The organism is Paraburkholderia sp. (assembly GCF_035948235.1).
Lineage (GTDB): Bacteria > Pseudomonadota > Gammaproteobacteria > Burkholderiales > Burkholderiaceae > Paraburkholderia.
On record NZ_DASZJJ010000080.1, the window covers coordinates 20,026 to 40,830 of the forward strand.

Below are 20,805 nucleotides of genomic sequence, written 5' to 3' on the forward strand. Positions count from 1 at the left end.
TGATTCAGTGCAATTCCACGGCGTCTGCCGCGTAGGTGGGGAAATTCGAGCCGTAGCCAAAGGGGCCGCGCGGCACGTCGGTGAGCACCACGCCCTTCACGGCAATGCCGCCATGACGCAACCGCCGCACGGTCTCGCCGATGCCGGAGAGCGCATCGCGGCCATGGCGGCACACCAGCAGCGTCGCGCCCGCACGGCGCGCGATCAGCGCGGCGTCGGTCACGGCCAGCACCGGCGGCGTATCGATCAGCACGACGTCATAGCGCGCGGATAGCTCGTCGAGCAGCGAGCGAAAGCGCTCGCTCATCAGCAGTTCAGAGGGATTCGGCGGCACCGTGCCTTGCGGCAAGGCGTCCAGGCCCGGCAACACGTTGCGCACCAGCGCGCTGTCGAGATCCGCGCCCGCGATCACGTCTGAAAGCCCAGGCCGGCGGCGGATGTTGAGATACTCGTGAATATCTCCGCGCCGCATATCGCCATCGACGATGATGGTGCGCTTGCCGCCCAGCGCGAGCACGGCGGCGAAGTTCACCGACACGAACGACTTGCCGACCTTGTTGCGCGGCCCCGTGATCGCGACGATGTTGTTGCTGGCCGCAAGGAGTCCGAACTGCATCGCCGTGCGCAGGTTGCGGATACCTTCGATCGCCACATCATGCGCGGCGCAGCCGGCCAGAACATGCTGGGCACGCGTGCCACGCTTCATCGCTTCATAGATCTTCAGTTGCGCGGGGCTGCGCGGTACGACCGCATAGACCGGCACGCCAATCACGTGCTCGATTTCCTTCGAGTTTTCCACGCCGCCGAATACCATCTTGCGGCACAGCGCGATGCCCACGCCCACCAGCACGCCGAGCAGCGCAGAAAACACCAGAATCACCGAGCGGTTCGGACGCACCGGATACTCAGGCGGCGAAGCATGATCGACCACGCGCACGCTGCCCACCTGCCCCGCCTTCACCACGCGCAATTGCTGCGCGCTGTTGAGCAGGTTCGTGTACAGCTGCGTATCAACGCGTACGTCACGCATCAGGCGCAGCGCGTTCTGCTCGGTGTTGGGCATCTTCTCCACGCGTGCGGTGAGATCGGCCATCTGGTCGCGAAGCGTGCCCATCTGCGCGTCGAGCGCAGCCACAGCGGGGTGTTTGGGCGTGAAGCGTTGCAGCATCTCGTCGCGCTGCTGCTGTAGATCGACGAGTTTGGTCTTGTCATCCACCACTTGCTGGAGCAGCAGACGGCTTTCCTCGCTCAGATCGACCGAGCCGTTTTCATTGCGAAAGCGGTTGTACTTTTGCTCGGCGTCGTCGAGTTCGGCGCGCAGTTGCGGCAACTGTTGCTCGAGAAATGCGAGCGTATGCTCAGCTTCGCCGGAGCGGCTGTCGACGTTCTGCTTCACGTACTGCTCGGTGATCGTGTTAAGGATCAGCGCCGTTCGCGCGGCGTCGTTGCCGTGCAGACTCACGCCGATCATGCCCGACTGTTTGGCCTTTTCCGCCACCGTGAGATGACTTTGCAGATCGCCCGTCGCGTGTTCGAGCGACACCTTCGTCACGCCGAACTGCGTGCCTGGCCGCGCCACCAGCGTATCGACGCGCATCGTCACGGTGTCGCTCCCGAACTGCGCCGTTGCCGTCGTGCCCGCGCGGCCGTTCAGCACCAGTTGGCCGCTTTTCGTCACGAGGCTGTACGCATCGCCGCCCTGCGCGACCAGCACCACGCCCTCGCGCGCAAGACGCGGCGGCAGATCGAGCGCGCTGATCGCCACCTGTTCGCCGCCCCACGCGTATTGCGCGAGACCGAAGCGCGGCGGCGCCAACTCGCCGGGCGGAACACGGCGCGCGAGCGCCGCGCCAATCAGCGGAAAATAATGCGGCTGCACGTCGATATCCAGATGCAGCCGCGACACCGCCTGGCCGACCACGAGGTCCGAGCGCAGCAATTCGATTTCGGCGGCTGCGGTACCGCCTTTGTCGAAGATCGAAGCCAGCTCGCCCAGCGAATCACGGTCTTTCGACGACAACTGGTTGTCGAGAATCTGGATCAGCGACTGCGCTTCATATACCGGCGTGGCGACGAAGGCATAAAGGCCGCCAAGCAACAGCGCAAGGACCGTCATCGCGAGAATGAGGCGCCAGCTCTCGGCGATGCGCGAAAACCACATCGACAGCGGCACATCCGTTTGCGCGGCGAGCGGCTGCGTTTCCACCGGCGCCACCGCGCTCAGGTGCTCGGCAGCGGGCTCTCGTACGAGGCGAGGAGTAGGTGCGTTCATTTCGTCAACACCGCTGCGGTAAGGCCCGCGTTAATGGCCGGAAGAAGGAGGTTCAGCACGCGCGAGAGGCGTACGAGCCCATTGCTGTCGACATAGACGACGTCGTTCGACTGGAGCTGGAACTGGTTGGCGAGAATCATCGAGACCGGCGAGCGCGCGTCGAGGTGATAGACCTGCGGCTGGGTACCTTCCGCGCCGCGAATCACGTAGAGCTGCTGCGGATCGGCGGTATTGGCGTTGACGCTGCCAGCCTGCGAGATCGCATCGCTCAACATGAGCTTGCCGTTGCGCATCGGCACGGCTGTCACTGGCTTCGACACTTCGCCCATCACGTAGACGCCGTTTTCTTCGCGCGCCACCACGCGCAGCAGGTCGCCGTTGCGCAGCCGGATGCTTGCGGGGTCTTCGCCGCGCGCGAGCATGGCGGGCAGATCGAGCCGATACGACTTGCCATCGCGCACCAGCACCATCTGGCTCTGGTCCGCGTTCTTCGTGAAGCCGCCGGAGCGCGAGACCGCCTGATAGAGCGTCATCGGCACGTCGTTGATCGCGAGCGAGCCGGGCGTCTGCACTTCGCCGTCTACATAGATCTGCTTGGAGCGGTACGAAACGATCCGCACCGTCACCTGCGGCTTGTTGTAGACCTCGGAAAGCCGTTCATGCACGAGGCGCTGCACATCCTCGATATGCATGCCCGCGACGTGTTCCCGGCCCACATAGGGGAACTGTAGATAGCCATCCTGATCAATCACGAAGCCAGGAGCCGGGTCGGCGGAACGTTGCGCCGACACGCTGTTGGCCTGACCGCTTTGCGCGGCGATCAGTTCGGGATGGTCCCAGACGGTGATGTCGAGCACGTCGCCAGGGCCCAGCGTGTAGTGAGCAGGCTGGTTCGACGCTCCGAGTGTGGCCCAGGTATTGTCGGGCGCTGTGGCCGCACGCAATTGCTGGATCACGCGCAGATTGATTTCGGTGATCGGTATATCGGTTTGCGCCTGCGCTGAATTGCTGTCCGTCCCTTCGCCGGTCGGCAAGGTGGCCGGTTGCGACATGCGCATGCCCGGCGCAGTGGAGCAACCCGTGAGCGCGCTGGCAACCGCGAGTATGGCGATGAGCGCCGCGAGTCCGCCACGGCCCAGGCGGCGAGACTGCGTTGCCCGTGCGCGCAGCGCGCCGCGTGCTCTCTGGCACGCGTGCAGCACGGCGGCAACGATGAATCCTTCCAGCATCTGGATGAACACGATCATTCTTCCCCAACGTAAAGAGGAAATGAAGGACGACGAACGAAGGCCCCGGAACAGGTGCAAGCTGTGAACCGCCACACCCACCACCCTCCGATCGCGTCACCGATGAAAGCGCGATCAATACGCGTTGCTGTGCACGAGCCCCTTGAGAATGGTGGCCGCGACAATGCGCATGTCGAGCGCAAACGACCAGTGGTGGAGATAGTAGAGATCGTGTTCGACGCGGCGCTCCATCTTTTCCACGCGATCCGTCTCGCCGCGATAGCCGTTGACCTGCGCCCAGCCCGTGATACCCGGCTTGATGCGATAACGATGGATATAGCCGTTGACGACCTTGCGATAGAGTTCGTCGTGCTCGATGGCATGCGGACGCGGACCGACCACGGACATTTCACCGCGCAGCACGTTGTAGAACTGCGGCAGCTCATCCAGGCTCGTGCGACGCAGAATCCCGCCCACCCTGGTGATGCGCGAATCGTTGCGCGTGGCCTGCATGACCTGGCCCGCGACTTGCGCATGCTGGCGCATGGTGCGGAACTTATAGATGCGGAACACGCGGCCATCCGCGCCCATGCGCTTTTGCGTGAAGAACACCGGACCGCGCGAAGACAACTTGACGGCAATGCCCACGGCGATGAACACCGGCAACAGCGCCAATAGCGCGGCCGCAGCAAATAGCCGGTCAAAGAGTTCTTTCTTGGCAAGCGCGTGAGCCGGCATGGGCGAGGCAACCAGATTCATCGCAGGCATGCCGATGAGATCGATCATCGCGCTGCCGAACAGCGCCATGCTGCGCACGTCCGGAATGAAGCGCACGTTCACGAGGTCGTCGCGAAACGCATTCACGCATTGCAGGATCGTCTGTTCCTCGCACAACGGCAGCGCGAGCCACACTTCCTGAATGCCATTGCGGCGCACGAAATCGACGAAATTCGTGAAGTGCGCCGGGCCCGCAAAAGCCGGTACGCCGATGATCTGCGCACCGCCCGCCGGCTTCGCATCGAACGCCGCCATGGCACGAAAGCCGGTGGCGGGCGCCTGCTGGATGCGCTCGACGATATGCTGGCAGTGTTCGCCGCAACCCACGATCGCTACGTTGCGCAGGTTCATGCCCGCATGGCGCGCACGCGACAGCGCCGCGCGCACGATCAAACGCACGCCCACCATCGCGCCCGCCGTGTAGGCGATCCACCAGGTGAACCACAGGCGCGAGACGGCATCCGCGCGATGCACCGCGAACATCATGACCAGCGCGCAGGCGGCCACCATCATCCAGGCCAGAAAGACCTGCGAAACAAGGCGCAAGATCGAGCGGCCACGCCACGATTGATAGACGCCGAACACCGGAAACACCGCCAGCGTGAATGCGCAGGCAAACAGGGCGAACGCGCCCTCCACGCCCTGCGAAACGCTATCGGCTGCGTGCAGGCTGGTGGCCAGGCGCGCGCAGACAACAATCAGCGTGACGTCCAGCACGCGTGCAAGCAAGCCTTGCACGCCGCCAAACGATGCCGGGGATTCCGGCACGAACTCGATGGTACTCATGGCCCGGCTCTCCAGTTGTGGGCGCAACGAATGCGCCCAGTGCGGCTTGACTGCGTTCAGGCTCGGCCATAGGTATCGTCGAAGCGCACGATATCGTCTTCGCCCAGATACGCGCCCGACTGCACCTCGATGATTTCGAGCGGCAATTTGCCGGGGTTTTCCAGCCGATGACGCACGCCGATCGGAATGAAGGTCGATTCGTTTTCGCTCAACATGAACTGCTCGTCGCCGCGCGTGACGAGCGCCGTGCCGCTCACCACGACCCAGTGCTCAGCACGGTGGTGATGCAGTTGCAGCGAAAGCTGCGCGCCGGGCTGCACGACAATGCGCTTGACCTGGAAGCGTGCACCTTTGTCGATCGAGTCGTAATAGCCCCAGGGACGGCGCACCTTGCGGTGCGTGTTGGCTTCGGGCGCGTGCAGCGCCTTGATCTTCGCCACCACGCCCTTGACGTCTTTCACGCGCGAGCGGTCGGCCACCAGCACGGCGTCGTCGGTTTCGACCACCACCACGTTGCTCACGCCCAGACAGGCCACCAGTCGGCCTTCCGAATGCGCCAGGCTAGACGTGGAGTTCTCGAACATCACGCGGCCACGTCCCACGTTGCCGTCCACGTCCTTGTCGAGCGCATCCCACACGGCGTCCCACGAGCCCAGGTCGGACCAGCCCGCGTCGAGCGGCACGACCACGCCGGGCGCCAGCGCCGGATCGGTGCCCAGACGCTCCATCACCGCGTAATCGATCGAATCGGACGGCGAGGTCTTGAAGTACTCGCGATGCGGACGGAAGAATGCGCCGTCGTGCTGCCCCGACACGTAGGCCGCCATGCAGGCTTCGTGCATCGCGGGCTGCAGATGCTGGAGCGTGTCGAGCCAGACCGATGCGCGCACAACGAAAATGCCGCTGTTCCACCAGTAGTCGCCGGTATCGACGTAATGCGCCGCCAGTTCCGGCGCGGGCTTTTCGACAAAACCCGCGATATTGCGCGCGCCTTCTTCCAGCGGCGTGCCCAGGCGGATATAGCCGAAGCCGGTATCGGGCCGCGTCGGCGGCACGCCGAGCGTGGCGATGGCGCCTGCCTCCGCGTGGCGCGCGGCGCGACTCACGGCGCGCTGGAAGGCGGCGAGGTCGCCGATCGCGTGATCGGCCGGCATCGCCACGACGATGGCGTCACCGCCCTGCGCACACGCGGCGGCACAGGCCAGCGTGAGCGCGGGTGCGGTGTCGCGCCGCTCGGGCTCGACGATGATCGCGGCCTTCGCGCCGCCGGCGCGGGTCTGCTCGGCGGTCAGGAAGCGATGTTCGTCGCCGCACACAACGATTGGCTCGGGCACGATCTCCCATGGCGTGGGAAAGCCGTCGAGGCGGCGCATCGTCGATTGCAGCAGGGTGTCCTGACCAATCACGCCAATCAGCTGCTTCGGGAACTGCTCGCGTGACATCGGCCATAGCCTCGTACCCGCGCCGCCCGCCAGCACCACGGGCACGATGCGCAGCGTGGGAACATGCGTCATGGGCGCGCCCGGCGTACTCACGTCGAGCACGTCAACGGTCACGAAAACGCCCGAACGAGTGGTCTCCATGGGCTTAGCGATCTTTCCGTAATCGATTTCCATCACTTCGTACTCCTATGATGTATGGCGAGTTAAAACCGCCGGGGCAGCGCCGCGCATGCGCGCGCGCGCCTCGCCCGTCGTCGAAGAGGAATGCGTGTACTGTCTTCGCCTCGCGCGGCGTTGCGCCGCGCGTTACGTACCGTTAGCGCAGGATCGCGCTATGAGGAGGATTCGCCAGAGGGGCGTTTATTGGCCGATGATGTCGTCCACCCGAACGCGATGACGGCTACGATATTCCGTGGGCGAAACACCCAGGCGGCTGCGGAAGACCTTGGAAAGGCGGTCGCCATCGCGCATGCCGCTACGCCGTGCGATCTTGTCCACCGGCAGATCGGTGTTGACGAGCAACTGGCACGTCAGTTCGAGCCGCACCTGCAACAGATAGTCCGAAGGCGTCATGCCGAGCACGTCCTTGAAGCGCCGCAGGAAATTGCGCTCGCTCATCGCGAAGGCCTGCGCCGCGTCCGCCACCGAAATCGCGCGCTCGCAGTTCTCCTGCAGCCAGCGCGCGGACGCCCACACCTTGTCGCCCGAAGTGGGCCGCGAGGCATCGGCAAACAGCGCGGAAAGCCGCGTGGAAAGACTCGGCAGCGCGCGCTCGCCCACCTTGCGCGCGGCGTCGGCGCCCATGTCGCGCCGGATCAGCACGAGCGCTGCACGCAACGCCTCGTGATGATCGTCGGCGTTCGCGTCCTCTTCCGGGCCGGCAAAACGCACGCGCTGACCAAACGGCGCACCGCCCTGCTCCGATTCAAGACCTGCCGCCTTCAATAACTGATGGCCTTCGCCGATCGCGCGCACTTCGTCGCTGGCCGGCACGACGCGATGCAGCCATGCCTTCAGCCGTGCATCGCCCAGAGCGTTGGCCACCGCGCGGCCACCGCCGATAAAAAGCGCGTCGAAACCGCGGATGCACGAATCGCCCACTTCGTCGATCGCGGACGTCGCCAACTGGAGCGACGACGAACAGGCCACCGCTCCCCCCTGCGTCGAGAGCAGCCATACACGATACGGCAGCGTCTTCGCGCCTTCCGACATTGCAATATCATTGGCCAGTTGAAATACCTCAGCCACCATCCCCGCGCCTAGCAGGGAAAAACCTTCGAACAGCACAATCCCGATTTGCCGAGTAACACTTTCCCGGGTGACTCGCGTCGCAGTGTTTCTAGCCGACAGCGACGCGGTCGAACCTCGATCATCTATAACGACGTATGCCATGACTGTTCCCCAATGTGGACGGTCCGCTGGCTCCCTTGTTTCGCATTCCGCGATGCGATTTTATTGTTCCGTGTGCAGTGCATCATAGCTTGCCGAAATGCATTGCGCGTGACGTGACCGATTATGGCGAGGTGTTGGCGGATCAATAAATCGGATAGTTATGTGCGCCTTCGCACATTGATAAGACAAGGCCCGGGCCCAATCATCGGCTAAATCGGTTGAAAGTCACTTGATAAACAAATTGCCGTTTGCGGGATGAGGTCGAAGAATGCACACCACACCCAGACACTTCCATGCTGCAAGGCAACACGACAATAATGCCTGTAAATAGGGCTTACTGGCCGATTTTAACCATTGCCTGGCGCCGCAAATACCGGGCGCATTATTTGTCTGATTAAAACTCTCAATCCTTTCGTATCCCGTCAAACAGGCCTGCTAAAAGCGCCCAAAGCATTAACCGTTCCAGTTGAGGTAATTTTCCCGCTTTTTCATCCGATGAAAAACGTAATCAATCGAATGGCGAAAACGGGTTTTCCCGTACTTTCCCTTTCCGTGTGAATAAAGTGCGAAAAAAACACGGGAAAAATTGCTTTTGTATGGTGCATGGCAAAAAAACGTGCGGACGCATTTACCGCTCGTGAACCCTGGGTGGCCGATCAAGGCGAATGCTTGGCGTCGAAGGGAGTGAGGCGCGTAGTAAGGTGGGCCGAAAGCTTTGAAGCGGGCCGCGTCAGAATAGAGGCGGCGATTCCTGGCGGTACAGCATGCGCGCTCTAAATAAAAGGCCACGCCATGAAGGAAGGGGTAACGACTAAAAGCGGCCTCATCAACGAATTCGTCAGGGAATTCGTCGGGGTTGTGCCTGCCGATCTGCTTGCGAGCATCAATGCCAGCATCGAGGCTGCGCGTCATGAATGGCAACCGCCAGACGGGCGGCGCGCATCGGCGAGCGCAGACCAGTTTGCCGACGCACTGCGCCTGCACGACGCCTTCAGCGCGATGGAAGCGCAGGTCTGCGCGGCGGCGCGCCTCTGGATGGGCCAGACGCTGGCGCGCGAGGCAAACGACGCGCCCATTCATGTGCTGCGTTGTGTCGGCCCCCGCATGTCCGCGCAAAGCTATCTGCGTCATTTCGATTCGCACGTCCTTACCGTGCTGATTCCACTGCAATGCGCGCCCGACGGCGACCAGAACGGCGATTTGATCGTCCACATACGCCGCAGCGAACCGCTTGCGCCGCTCATGCATCTGATTACCAAGGCGTGGCTCTTTTTCGAACACGGCCTGCCGTTCGGGCTGCGCCGCGCGCTTGTCAATAGCGGCTTCGGCATGCGTCATTGCGAGCGCATTCGTTGCGAGCCAGGCAACGCCTACGTGTTCAACGGCTTCGTCACGCTGCATCACAATCTGCATGTGGCAGCCGGCGAGCGCCGCTCCCTCATCATCCATCACTACGATGCGGGTCTTGAGGCCCGATTGCGCACCATGCTGCGCGCTGTGCGCCATATGCGCGACCGCTTTGCTGGGTACTCCTGATCTATCGACGACATCTCTCCAGCGATTGTCCGATCGTCGCGAGATCCTGGCGGGCGCGCACGCATTTTGCCGCCCCATAATCGGCCACGCATGAGGATGTTCCGGTAGTTCCCACAGCGCGCACGGAGGCCCAGTGAAGATCCTGATCTACGGCATCAATTACGCACCGGAAATGACCGGGATCGGCAAATACACTGGCGAAATGGCCGCGTGGCTCGCCGCGCGCGGTCATCAGGTGCGCGTCGTGACGGCGCCGCCCTACTATCCCGAATGGCGCGTCGCGCAACCGTATTCGGCAAACAGCTACGCGCGCGAAACGCGCGATGGCGTGCGCGTCTCGCGCGCACCGCTCTGGGTGCCGTCGAAACCACGCGGCAAAGGGCGTCTTGTCCATCTCGCGAGCTTCGCGCTGTCGACCCTGCCGCTAATGCTGCGTTTCGCTTTCTGGCGCCCCGACGTGGTGTTCTGCGTGGCGCCCAGTCTGCTCAACGCACCCGTCGGCTGGCTCGCGTCAAGGCTGTGCGGCGCGCACGCGTGGCTACATATTCAGGACTTCGAAGTGGATGCCGCATTCAAACTCGACATCCTGCGCGGTTCGTGGCTCAAGCGCACGGCGCTCGCGGTCGAACGCACGCTGCTCACGCGCTTCGACAGCGTATCGACGATCTCCGGCAAGATGCTCGAGCGCGCCGCCAGCAAGGGCGTACGCGCCGCGCAACTCGTGCGCTTTCCCAACTGGGCCAGTACGGACGCCGTGTTTCCACTGGAGCGCACCAGCCGCCTGAAAGAAGCGCTCGGTATCGCGCCCGATGCGGTGGTCGTGCTCTATTCCGGGAATATGGGCATGAAGCAGGGCCTGGACGTGCTGACCGACGCGACGCTCGCGCTCAAAGATCAGCCCGATCTGGCGTTCGTGTTCTGCGGCAGCGGCCCGGCGCGTGCGGCGATCGAAGCGGCGTGCGGCAAGTTGCCCAATTGCCGCGTGATCGACCTGCGTCCCGTCGAGGAACTGAACGAACTGCTCAATCTCGCCGATATCCACGTCTTGCCGCAACGCGCCGATGCCGCCGACCTGGTGATGCCGTCCAAGCTCACCGGCATGTTCGCTAGCGGGCGCGCGGTCGTCGCCATGGCCAGCCCCGGCACCGAACTGCATGACGTGGTCGCGCCGCGCGGTCTGGTCGTGCCGCCCGGTGACGCGCGCAGTCTCGCCCAGGCCATCCGTGCGCTGGCCGACGATCCGGCGCGGCGTGCGGAGTATGGCCGCGCGGGCCGCATGTTCGCGGTGGCGTCGCTTTCACGCGACGCCGTGCTGGAGGAGTTCGAGGCGCGCCTGCGCACAGTGCGGGCCACGCGCAACGATCCGGGACGTGCGCGCGCCGAGGTCGAAAGCGCGCCTACTGCCGCGCTGGAGGCGGTTCGGGAAGGCAAGCGTCCGGGCTGAACGCCGCCCTTTTTGCGTGCTTTTACTGGCTCCAGATGCAACAAAGCCGGCTCTTTTACAAGAACCGGCTTCATTTCAATCAACCAGCAGATGGGCGGCGAATTCCCGAACGGCGTATCAAACGCCTGATCGTTGCGCTCCGATTGCGGTCAAATCGTTTCCAGCAGTGAACAGCTTAGTCGCGCGGCAGACCGAACGGCGCGTAGTGCGAGCGGCGGATGCGTTCGGCTTCGCGGCTACGCGCAGCGTACGAATAATCAGCATCCATCGGCAGGTAGGGCGACGCGAAAAAGTCGTCCACCTTCTGGAGCAGTGCGAGGATAAAGCTCATGATGACTCCTGGTTAGGCGGAAGTTAAGGGTTTTCCCTGACTGAAAGCATTATAGGGTTTTCCCTGAGCCATTACCAGTGCAGTGCAACAAAAAAACCGCGACGCCGCGTCGCATCCTGTAAACAGGAGACCTATGCGTTGCATCAAGGCAACACATAGGCTTCCTGCTATTTAGGGGTCAAAAGAAATGGCGACGGCGATCAGTTTTTCGCCGTCTGACGCGTGCCCGATTGCGCGTGGGCCTTGGCGGCGGCACGCGAAGCGGCCTTTTCCTTTTCAGCTTTTTCGGCGGCCTTTTCGGCGGCTTTTGCTTTCGCCGCGCGTTCGGCGCGACGCGAAGGCGCGGATGCCGATTGCGCGCGCGCTGGCGTCGGCGCAACGGGCGCGGCAACGACGGGCGCAGTTGCCGCCATCGCCACAACAGGCGGCGCATCCAGGCGCGCCGTGAGCTTGTCCAGCGCGGCCTGCTGGTTCTGGAGCAGCAATTCGATGCGCTGCTGCTGCGCCTGCGCGGCGCTGGAGATGTTGGCGAGCACGATAGTCTGCACCGCCGCGGCGACTGCCGTGACCGCGAGCGCGGCCACTGCCGCCGTCAGCATCCACTTCGTTCTGCGCGCCTGCACGGCTAGCGCGGCAGCGATATCGGCGGGCGGGGTCTTGTCCGCGTGCGCATGCACGGGACCATGCACCGCCGCCTCGAAGTCCGCAGCGTGCACCACCGAGGTCAAATGCGCCGGATTTCCGCTTGCACTCGTCGGCGCGTAGGAAAAACTGCTTGCGGGCTGCGCTGCGGCATCGGGCTGTTCGGTGGCTTCGTTGGCCGCATTTTCCGCATCTGCCGTTTTTGCCGATGCGGGCGGCTCCGCGCTTTCAACCTCGCCTTGCCTCGCGGGCGCATCGGTGACGGCCACGGTGTCGATCGGCGCGTCCTCTTGCGCCTTGTCGGCGTGGAAATAGGGCTCGGTGGCATCGGCCGGCGTGTCCGCCACCAGCGGCGCGGTTTTCTGCCGCGCCGCGCGTCGCGCGGCGGGTGAAGCCATCGCGCGGTTCACTTTCGGGCTGACGCCCTGGTTCGTGCCCTGGTTCACGCCGATGAGTTCCGGCGCGGGGCCGTCTCCAAACAGGTCGAGGGTGGGTTCGGCGGGCTGGCCGCCCAGCGTGGTGCTCGTGGCGGTGTCAGTTGGCGCTGCTCGCCGGGAAGAAGTCGTGCCGCGCGCATTGCGCCCGGCCCCCGACGATTCATGTTCTGCGTTGTCTGCGTAATCTTCTTGATCGGCCATGGGTCAACGATGAGGCTCGCTTCGGATGAATTCGCGTCGCGCGGCGGTCTAGCCTGGCCGCAGCGCGACAGCCGCGATCGCTCGTCGGGCGCGCGTCCGTCGATCGGCCATGCGCCCTGGACAGGCATCTTAGCCGCAAACGTTGCCGATGTGCGTCCCTAAAATATGAAGTATCCATGACGCATCGACGTATCAGTTCTGCGGGCCGTCCTCGCGGAACTCCTTGACCACGTCCAGCTTGCGCAGCGCCGTGCAGATGGCCTCGTACTCCATCGACGACACGCGGGCCAGCACGATCATCACCTCGTCCAGTTCCGGCGAATCGTCGCTCTGCTGCACCACGAACTGCTTGACGCGCGGGCTGGAGGTGCCAAGCGCGTCGTGCAGCGAATGGAACGTGAGCGCGCCGCGCTGGACCAGCAGCGAGATCTGCCGCCGCTGCCGGAAGGTGATGAAGCGGCGCTCCAGCGGCTTGATGCCCGCGAGGATGATGAGAATGATCAGGGTCGCCGCAATCGACGCCGTATAGAGGCCGCCGCCCACCGCGAGGCCAATCGCCGCCACGGACCAGAGGCTCGCCGCCGTGGTCAGGCCGCGCACGATCTCGCCGCGCAGCAGGATCGAACCCGCGCCCAGAAAACCGATGCCCGACACGACCTGCGCAGCCATCCGCGACGGGTCGAGCACGACGTGGTCGGCGCTGAGCACATCGGCGAAACCGAACGCCGAAACGATCATGATGAGCGCCGACCCCACGCACACCAGCATATGCGTGCGCAGCCCGGCGGCCCACGAGAGCCGTTCGCGCTCGAAGCCGATGACGCTGCCCAGCGCCGCCGCGATGATGAGCCGCGAGATGAGTTCCCAGTTGTTCAGCATGGTTGTCGTTCTCCTTGTCGTATTTAGAGAGTTGGTCGCTCGCTCGGGCAGGCGCCACGTGCAGGAGCAAGCTTTAGTAAGGCTTCGATTCGAGACGGGCCGCGCCCCGGCGTACAATCGCCGGCACCGTATTCGCTTCGCGCACACGTCTTCCATGAACGCATTCACCAGCGCAGCCGGTCTGCGCGAACACTACGACCACACCATCCTGCCGCTATGGCGCCAGGCCGGCTTCAACGCTACGCTGCGCCTGCCGCACGAGGCGCTCGACGCCACGGGCGCCACGCCCCTGCCCGACACGCGCTACCGCGCGATGGCCTGCGCCCGCCAGCTCTTCGTGTTCTCGCAGGCCGGCGACGCTGCGCATGCGCATACGCTGTTCGAATCGCTGCGCCATACCTTTGAGGACCGCACGCACGGCGGATGGTTCTACAGCGTCGATCCGCAGGGCGCGCCGCTCGACACCACCCAGGACCTCTACACGCATGCGTTCGTGGTGTTCGCGTGCTCGGCCTACGGTCAGCGTTTTGGGGTGAGCGAGGCGCTCGACACGGCGCGCGAGACCTCCGCGCTGATCCTCGACCGCTTCAAGGCGCCCGAAGGCCTCCTGCATGCCGCGCTCGACGCTTCGTTCGCGAACGTCACCAGCGGGCCGCTGCAGAACCCGTTGATGCATCTGACCGAGGCCTGGCTCGTGGCCCGCGACGCCACCGGCGACACCGCCTTCGACACCGCCATCACGCGGCTTTGCGAAGCGCTCGCGCGCGGCTTCCTGCACGCGCCCACGGGCTGCATCGCCGAATTGCCGCTTGGCGCGGCGGGCAACCGGCTGGAGCCGGGGCATCAGTTCGAATGGTTCTGGCTCGCGGCGCAGGCGGGCGAACAGCGGCTGGGCGCATCGGGCCTGCAGGAAGCGCTCGCGCGCGCCTTCGCGTTTGCGGTGAAGCACGGCGTGGACCCGACCACGGGCGCCGTGGCGGCGGCGGTCGATGAAGCCGGACGCGTAACCGACGCCACCCAGCGCATCTGGGCGCAGACGGAGTATCTGCGCGCGATCGCCACGCACGGCGATCCGGTTGTGCGCGCAACGTTGCAAGGCCAGATCGGCAAGTTCGCCGGGCGCTTCCTGACGCCGCAAGGCTGGGTCGAATGCCGCAGCGCGAATGGCGAGGTGTCCCGTGCCGATATGCCCTCGACCACGCCGTATCACCTGCTCACGGCATATAGCGCGCTCGAACAGCCGGCAAACAGGTAAACGAAAAAGGGCGGCACATGTGGGTCATGTGCCGCCCTTTCAACATCCTCGAGCGATGCCGGTCTGCAACGCTCAGGCCGTCGCGAACGCCCCCTCGGGCTCCTTGCGCGACGCGCTCATCTCGGCGAGATGGCGGCCTTCGGCCAGCACAGCCGGCGAAATCTCGAAGGCCGCAACCGCTTCCGCAAGCTGGCGCGTCTGCTGATGCAGCGAGGCCGCCGCGGCCGCCGCTTCCTCGACCAGCGCCGCGTTCTGCTGCGTCATCTGGTCCATCTGCGACACCGCCGTATTCACCTGATCGATGCCCGCGCTCTGTTCGAGCGACGACGCGCTGATGCCCGCCATCATCTGCGTGGCGCGCGAAATCGAGGTCGACACTTCGCGCATCGACTCGCCCGCGCGCTCGACCAGTTCCGAGCCGCCGCGAATCTGCGAAACCGACTCGCTGATCAGCGTCTTGATCTCCTTGGCCGACTGCGCGCTGCGTTGCGCAAGGCCACGCACCTCGCCCGCCACCACCGCGAAGCCGCGTCCCTGCTCGCCTGCGCGCGCCGCTTCCACGGCCGCGTTGAGCGCGAGAATGTTGGTCTGGAAGGCGATGCCGTCGATCACGCCGATGATCTCGGCGATCTTGTCCGAGCTTTGCGCGATCGCGTGCATGCGCTCGACCACCTCGCCCACCACAGCGCCGCCGCGCGAAGTCGCGTCGAGCGCGGCTTCGGCCAGCGCGTTGGCTTCGCGGGCGTTTTCGGCGGTATTGCGCACCGTGCCGGTCAGCTCTTCCATGCTGGCCGCCGTCTCTTCGAGCGAAGCGGCCTGCGATTCCGTACGCGCCGACAGATCGGCATTGCCGGTGGCGATTTCGTCCGCACCCACGTTGATGCCGCCAGCCGTCTCGCGCACCGTGTGAACCGTGCGCGCAAGGCTCGCCTGCATCATCGAAATGCCGCGGAACAGACGTCCGATCTCGTTATCGCCGCGTGCGCTCACGGTTTCGTCCAGTCGCCCGCGGGCGATGCGGTCGAAGTGGCGGCCCGCTTCTTCGAGCGGCGCGACCACGCCCTTGCGCAGCCCGAAGTGCACGCTGGTAGCCAGCGCAATCAGGCCGAGCAGGATCACGATGCCCACGCTCTGGAACACGGCGAGGCGCGAATCGATCGACTCGAGCGAGTTGCGGCTGGCCGCCGAGCTAAAGCGTGCGAACTCCTGCAACTCGGCCAGATAGGCGTCCTGATACGACTGGGTCGGCTGGTCCAGGAAGGCCTGGATATTGTTCGCGTTGAGGTCGTCCACGAGTTCGGCGAGCGCCTTGTGGTAGACCTGATAACGCTGGCCGAGCGCGGCGACGCGCGCGCGGTCCTCGTCGTTGATCGGCTCGACGGCGTTGAGCGCCTGGAACGACTGGTCGGCGGCGCTCAGTTGCTCCTGGGCGTGGCCGATGATGTCGGTCGGCGCCGCGCCGCCGCCACGGATCAGGCGGGTGCCCGCGCGCGACAGGTTAATGCGCGCGTCCATCAAATGCTGGGTGGTTTCGTTGGCGGCGCTCGCCTGACGCAGAGCGACCTTGGAGAGATCCTTGACGTCGTCGTGCGTGCGGGTGAGCGACCAGAAGCCGAGACCTTCGGTCACGAGCTGGAGCACGCAGAATGCGACTAGAACGCATAGAAGGCCGGATGCGACCTTGATCTTGCTGAACATCTTGAACACCTGGGGTGGCAGTGAGTAGGTAGAGCGCACGCATGTGATCGCGCGCGCCTGCACTGCGTTTACGGCATCGGCAAACGTTGTATTGAGGCTAAAAACGTGAAATTTCAGCATCAAAACGGCGACAGATCGTTTCAGGAACGATTGCAGTGCGCCTGCCGTTCATTCTTGTTGTTTTGCGCAACAATCTAAATGGTGGGCTTGCGTCGATTCACCTTGCGCCGCCGCAACTCGCTTCCTAGAGTGGTTAGGGCAACCATGCGGGCGCAGTCCCAGGGAATCCTTCCATGACCGATCTGGTGGACCGCGCGCGCGGCGCGCTGATGGCGCAGCCGTTCAGCATGCTGCTGGGCACCGAGTTGATGCACGTCGGCCCCGACGAGCTGACGCTGCGCCTGCTGGTACGCGACGACCTCAAGCAGCAGCACGGCTTCGTGCACGGCGGCGTCATCTCCTATCTTGCCGATAACGCACTGACTTTCGCAGGCGCGCTGGCGCTCGGCCCGCGCGTCGTCACGGGCGAGTACAAGATCAACTATCTGAGGCCGGCGCTCTCGGGCACGCTGATGGCGCGGGCGCGCGTCGTCCACGCGGGGCGTCAGCAGGCCACCTGCCAATGCAGCGTGTTCGTGATGGAGGACGGCGGCGAGCGGCTGGTGGCGCTGGCGCAGGGAACCGTCAGCAGAATGGTCGACGCGAACGGCGAGACGGTGCACTCGCCCATGTGACATCGCACGTTGAACGAAAAACGGCCGCGGATGGCGAATCCGCGGCCGTCTGCTTTCTGGCGTGGCTTATTCCGCCGCGCGCGTCTTCTGCGTCTGCTCGCCCAGGCCTTCGATACCCAGGCGCACGGTCTGCCCCGCTTTCAGGAAAACGGGATTCGGCTTCACGCCCATGCCGACGCCCGGCGGCGTTCCGGTGGAGATCACATCGCCCGGCTGCAGGCTCATGCACTGCGAGACATAGGACACGATCTTCGCAACCGTGAAAATCATCGTGCGCGTGTTGCCGTTCTGATAGCGATGGCCGTCCACTTCGAGCCACAGCGATAGATTCTGCGGATCGGGCACCTCGTCGCGCGTCACCAGCCACGGGCCAGTCGGGCCGAAGGTGTCGAAACCCTTGCCCTTGTCCCACTGGCCGCCGCGCTCGATCTGCCACGCACGCTCGGACACGTCATTGATGACGCAATAGCCCGCCACATGGTCGAGCGCCTCGGCCTCGCTCACGTTCTTGGTGTGCTTGCCGATCACCACGCCCAGTTCCACTTCCCAGTCGGTTTTGACCGAGCCGCGCGGGATTTCGATGTCGTCGTTCGGGCCGACAATCGCGCTCGTCCATTTGTTGAAGATGACCGGCTCGGCGGGAATCGGCATGTTGGACTCGGCGGCGTGGTCGGCGTAATTCAGGCCGATGCACACCATCTTGCCGATATGGCCCACACACGCGCCAATGCGCGGATTGCCTTCCACGAGCGGCAGCGTTTCCGGATCAATCGTGCGCAGTTGCGCAAGGCCCGCGTCGGAGAGCACGTCGCCCGCAATATCGGCGACATTGCCCGAGAGCGCGCGGATGCGGCCTTCGGCATCGAGCAGGCCCGGCTTTTCGTGGCCCTTCGGGCCATAGCGAAGCAGTTTCATCGTCTATCTTCCCTTTCAACAGTCTTTCTTCAGTGCGCCGGATTAGTTGGACCAGCCGCCGTCGATCACATGCGTCTGGCCGGTCGTAAATGCCGATTCGTCCGACGCCAGATACAGCGCCAGCGCGGCGATTTCCTCGGTCTTGCCCACGCGCCCCATCGGCTGGCGCGCGACGAAGGCGGCGCGGGCGGCGTCCACGCTGGTGCCCTGCGCGGCCGCCTGCGCAACGATGCGCTCCTCCAGCGACGGCGAGGCCACGGTGCCCGGACAGATCGCGTTGCAGCGGATGCCGCGCGTGATGAAATCGGCGGCCACGGCCTTGGTCAACCCTATCACAGCGGCCTTGGACGCGCCGTAGACGAAGCGGTTGGGCACACCCTTCACGCTCGACGCCGCCGACGACATATTGATGATCGAGCCGCCGCCCGCCTCCAGCATCGCCGGCAGGAAGGCGCGGATGGTGCGGTACATGGCCTTGGCGTTGAGATCGAAGGCGAAGTCCCAGTCGGCCTCGGTGGCTTCCAGGATCGAGCCTGCGTGGACGAAGCCCGCGCAGTTGAACAACACGTCGATGGCGCCCAGCTCCTGCGCGAACGCCGCGATGGACGCGCTGTCGCGCACATCGAGCGTGCGCGCTTCGACGGGCAGCTTGCCGAGCGCGTCGATGCGCACGTCGGTCGCGATCACGCGCGCGCCTTCGCGCGCGAACAGTTCTGCGGCGGCGTAGCCGATGCCCTGGCCCGCAGCGGTGATCAAGGCCGTTTTGCCGGCCAGTCTTTGTCCCCTCGGTTCCCGCTGTTCCATCTGCCACTCCGGTAGTTACGGTGATTGCCGTATTGGGTGATGAAGATTCGACGACGCCCGTGAACGGCCATTATGGCGAGCCGCTTTGCGGCACGGGCCTTTCGGCGAGCTTGTCTAACCGGTTGGATACCGTCGAGCGATCAGGCGATGGCTTTCAACCGATAAAACGCCGCCGCGTTGCCGCCAAAGATCGCCGCCCGCTCCGGCGCATCCAGGTGCGCGAACAGGCGCTGCGCGCTCGCGTGCCAGCGCGCGTACTCGCCGTTCAGATTGAGCACCGGCCAGTCGCTGCCCCACATCAGCCGATGCGCGCCAAAGCTCGCCAGCAGATGCGCGACATACGGGAGCAGGGTGTCGTCGTCCCAACCCGGCCCGGCTTCGGTCGCGAGGCCCGAAACCTTGCAGTGAACCTGCCCGAAGCGCGCAAGACGCGTGATGGCGCGCGCCCATGTTTCGAAACCCGCCGCACCCTCCCGAATGGGCGGCTTCGCGCCGTGATCGATCACCACGCGCAGCAGCGGATAGCGCGTCATGAAGGTTTCGAGTGCGCCAGCGTGACGCGTAAAAATCAGCGCATCGAATGCCAGGTCATGCGCGATCAGCGCCTCGACGCCGCGCGCGACATCGGCATTGGCGATCCAGTCGTCGTCGGCGAGGTCTTGCAGCATCGGGCGCACGGCGCGCAGCTTTGGTTCGCGCGCGAGCTTGGCGATCATGTCCGGCGCGCGCGCATCGTCGAGCGGCACCCAGCCCACCACACCCGCAATCGAATCGTCATGTCGCGCGAGGTCGAGCAGCCAGCGCGTTTCTTCAAGCGTCGGCGCGGCCTGCACGAGCACCGTGCGCGACACCCCGCACGACGCGCGCAGCGGCGCGAGATCGGCGGGCACGAAGCGTCGATAAAGCGTCGTGAGTTCCGGCGTGAGCCAGCCATAGTCGCCGCGCGCCGGGTCCCAGTAATGCTGATGCGCGTCGATCATCGTGCGGCGCATCCGGTTGCGGGCAGCGGCGCGCGCGCATCGATCAGCCCTTCGTCGCGCAATGCCAGCCAGAATTCGTGCGGCAACGGCGTATCGAAAGAAGCGGCGTTTTCGCGCACTTCGGCCGCACTGCGCGCGCCGGTGAGCACCGTCGCCACCGCGGGGTGCGCATAGGGGAACTGCAGCGCCGCCGCCGCGAGCGGCACGCCAAAGCGCCGGCACAGCGCATCGAGCTGCGCCACGCGCGCCACGACTTGCGGCGGCGCTTCGCCATAATTGAACTTGCGGTCGCCCTCCAATCCGCGCGCGAGAATGCCCGAATTGAACGCGCCGCCCAGCAGAATGCTCACGCCGCGTTCGACGCAGGCAGGCAGCAAATCGTCCAGCGGCTCTTGCTCAAGCAGCGTGTAGCGGCCCGCAAGCAGCGCACAATCGATATCGAATGCGCGAATCGCATCAAGTATCACCTCGCGCTCGTTCACGCCGAAGCCAATCGCCTTCACCGCGCCCGCCGCGCGTAGTTCGTCGAGGGCACGAAAGCCGCCGCCTTCCGTCAGTTGCCGCCAGTAGTGCGCGTTGCGCTCGCCATGCGTGTACGTGCCAATGTCGTGCACCAGCAGCATGTCGATATCGACCAGACCCAGACGCTGCTGACTGTCCTCATACGAACGCAGAATGCCGTCGCGCGTGTAGTCGTAAATCGCCTCGAAGGGCAGCGGGTTCTGCCAGCCCTCGCTACCGTCGTAGAGGTGCGTGCGCGGCACGAAGCGGCGCCCAACCTTGGTCGACAGCACATATTCGCCGCGCGGATAACGCCGCAACGCAGCGCCCAGCCGATGCTCGGCCTTCGTGTGCCCGTAATGCGGCGCGGTGTCGAAATAGCGTACGCCCGCGGCCCATGCGGCATCGACGCAGGCTTGCGCTTCTTCGTCGGTGAGATCGCGATAGAGGCCGCCCAATGGCGCGGTGCCCAGACTCAACGCGCTCACCTGCAGCGATGTGCGCCCAATCGCGCGTCGCTCTGCCACCTTGCTCGCCATGCGGGAACTCTCCA

At 64.7% G+C, this 20,805-nt stretch carries 17 protein-coding genes; 4 read left to right on the forward strand and 13 right to left on the reverse strand.

Features of this window, described 5'->3' with window-relative positions; genetic code table 11:
* Positions 1-4 precede the first annotated feature (4 nt).
* From VG320_RS06120 to VG320_RS06140, 5 genes are all read right to left on the reverse strand, one after another.
* Positions 5-2,272: a polysaccharide biosynthesis tyrosine autokinase gene (locus tag VG320_RS06120; protein WP_327199243.1), complete on the reverse strand. Its 2,268-nt coding sequence runs from the start codon at positions 2,270-2,272 to the stop codon at positions 5-7.
* A complete protein-coding gene (locus VG320_RS06125; RefSeq protein ID WP_327199244.1) occupies positions 2,269-3,513 on the reverse strand; it encodes a polysaccharide biosynthesis/export family protein in 1,245 nt (414 codons plus the stop codon). The genes VG320_RS06120 and VG320_RS06125 overlap by 4 nt, the downstream gene beginning before the upstream one ends.
* 120 nt (positions 3,514-3,633) lie before the next feature.
* Positions 3,634-5,061 carry an undecaprenyl-phosphate glucose phosphotransferase gene (locus VG320_RS06130; RefSeq protein ID WP_327199245.1) on the reverse strand — a complete coding sequence of 476 codons (1,428 nt, stop codon included), beginning with the start codon at positions 5,059-5,061 and terminating at the stop codon, positions 3,634-3,636.
* Positions 5,062-5,117: 56 nt separating this feature from the next.
* The gene (locus tag VG320_RS06135; protein ID WP_327199266.1) at positions 5,118-6,575 is read right to left on the reverse strand and encodes a mannose-1-phosphate guanylyltransferase/mannose-6-phosphate isomerase; all 1,458 of its coding nucleotides are present in this window, start codon (positions 6,573-6,575) and stop codon (positions 5,118-5,120) included.
* A 288-nt stretch (positions 6,576-6,863) separates the two neighbouring features.
* The gene (locus VG320_RS06140) at positions 6,864-7,715 is read right to left on the reverse strand and encodes a helix-turn-helix domain-containing protein (RefSeq protein ID WP_327199246.1); all 852 of its coding nucleotides are present in this window, start codon (positions 7,713-7,715) and stop codon (positions 6,864-6,866) included.
* Positions 7,716-8,687: 972 nt separating this feature from the next.
* Between VG320_RS06140 and VG320_RS06145 the strand changes: the two genes are divergently transcribed.
* Together VG320_RS06145 and VG320_RS06150 are read left to right on the forward strand one after the other, a co-directional pair.
* On the forward strand, positions 8,688-9,431 hold the full coding sequence (locus VG320_RS06145; RefSeq protein ID WP_327199247.1) for a hypothetical protein: 744 nt from the start codon (positions 8,688-8,690) through the stop codon (positions 9,429-9,431).
* A gap of 133 nt (positions 9,432-9,564) precedes the next feature.
* Positions 9,565-10,875 (forward strand): glycosyltransferase WbuB, encoded by a 1,311-nt coding sequence (locus VG320_RS06150; protein WP_327199248.1) that lies wholly within the window; start codon positions 9,565-9,567, stop codon positions 10,873-10,875.
* A gap of 175 nt (positions 10,876-11,050) precedes the next feature.
* On the opposite strand, the gene VG320_RS06155 is transcribed toward VG320_RS06150, so the two are convergent.
* From VG320_RS06155 to VG320_RS06165, 3 genes are all read right to left on the reverse strand, one after another.
* A complete protein-coding gene (locus tag VG320_RS06155; RefSeq protein WP_167336062.1) occupies positions 11,051-11,206 on the reverse strand; it encodes a hypothetical protein in 156 nt (51 codons plus the stop codon).
* 200 nt (positions 11,207-11,406) lie between these two features.
* On the reverse strand, positions 11,407-12,486 hold the full coding sequence (locus VG320_RS06160; protein WP_327199249.1) for a hypothetical protein: 1,080 nt from the start codon (positions 12,484-12,486) through the stop codon (positions 11,407-11,409).
* A 192-nt stretch (positions 12,487-12,678) separates the two neighbouring features.
* Positions 12,679-13,365 (reverse strand): MgtC/SapB family protein, encoded by a 687-nt coding sequence (locus tag VG320_RS06165; RefSeq protein ID WP_327199250.1) that lies wholly within the window; start codon positions 13,363-13,365, stop codon positions 12,679-12,681.
* A 154-nt stretch (positions 13,366-13,519) separates the two neighbouring features.
* Between VG320_RS06165 and VG320_RS06170 the strand changes: the two genes are divergently transcribed.
* Positions 13,520-14,620 (forward strand): AGE family epimerase/isomerase, encoded by a 1,101-nt coding sequence (locus VG320_RS06170; RefSeq protein WP_327199251.1) that lies wholly within the window; start codon positions 13,520-13,522, stop codon positions 14,618-14,620.
* Positions 14,621-14,692: 72 nt separating this feature from the next.
* On the opposite strand, the gene VG320_RS06175 is transcribed toward VG320_RS06170, so the two are convergent.
* A complete protein-coding gene (locus tag VG320_RS06175) occupies positions 14,693-16,318 on the reverse strand; it encodes a methyl-accepting chemotaxis protein (RefSeq protein ID WP_327199252.1) in 1,626 nt (541 codons plus the stop codon).
* Positions 16,319-16,611: 293 nt separating this feature from the next.
* On the opposite strand from VG320_RS06175, the gene VG320_RS06180 reads away from it, so the two are divergent.
* Positions 16,612-17,052: a PaaI family thioesterase gene (locus VG320_RS06180; RefSeq protein WP_327199253.1), complete on the forward strand. Its 441-nt coding sequence runs from the start codon at positions 16,612-16,614 to the stop codon at positions 17,050-17,052.
* A 66-nt stretch (positions 17,053-17,118) separates the two neighbouring features.
* Here the strand turns inward: VG320_RS06180 and VG320_RS06185 are convergent, their stop codons facing one another.
* The 4 genes from VG320_RS06185 to VG320_RS06200 form a co-directional block, all read right to left on the reverse strand.
* Positions 17,119-17,967, reverse strand: coding sequence for an ureidoglycolate lyase (locus VG320_RS06185; RefSeq protein ID WP_327199254.1), 849 nt, complete (start codon positions 17,965-17,967; stop codon positions 17,119-17,121).
* Between the two features lie 42 nt (positions 17,968-18,009).
* Positions 18,010-18,771: an SDR family oxidoreductase gene (locus VG320_RS06190; RefSeq protein ID WP_327199255.1), complete on the reverse strand. Its 762-nt coding sequence runs from the start codon at positions 18,769-18,771 to the stop codon at positions 18,010-18,012.
* Between the two features lie 140 nt (positions 18,772-18,911).
* Complete coding sequence (locus tag VG320_RS06195; protein ID WP_327199256.1) at positions 18,912-19,751, reverse strand: amidohydrolase family protein; 840 nt, start codon at positions 19,749-19,751, stop codon at positions 18,912-18,914.
* Positions 19,748-20,791: an aldo/keto reductase gene (locus VG320_RS06200; RefSeq protein WP_327199257.1), complete on the reverse strand. Its 1,044-nt coding sequence runs from the start codon at positions 20,789-20,791 to the stop codon at positions 19,748-19,750. Before VG320_RS06200 ends, VG320_RS06195 begins: the two co-directional genes overlap by 4 nt.
* Positions 20,792-20,805 lie beyond the last annotated feature (14 nt).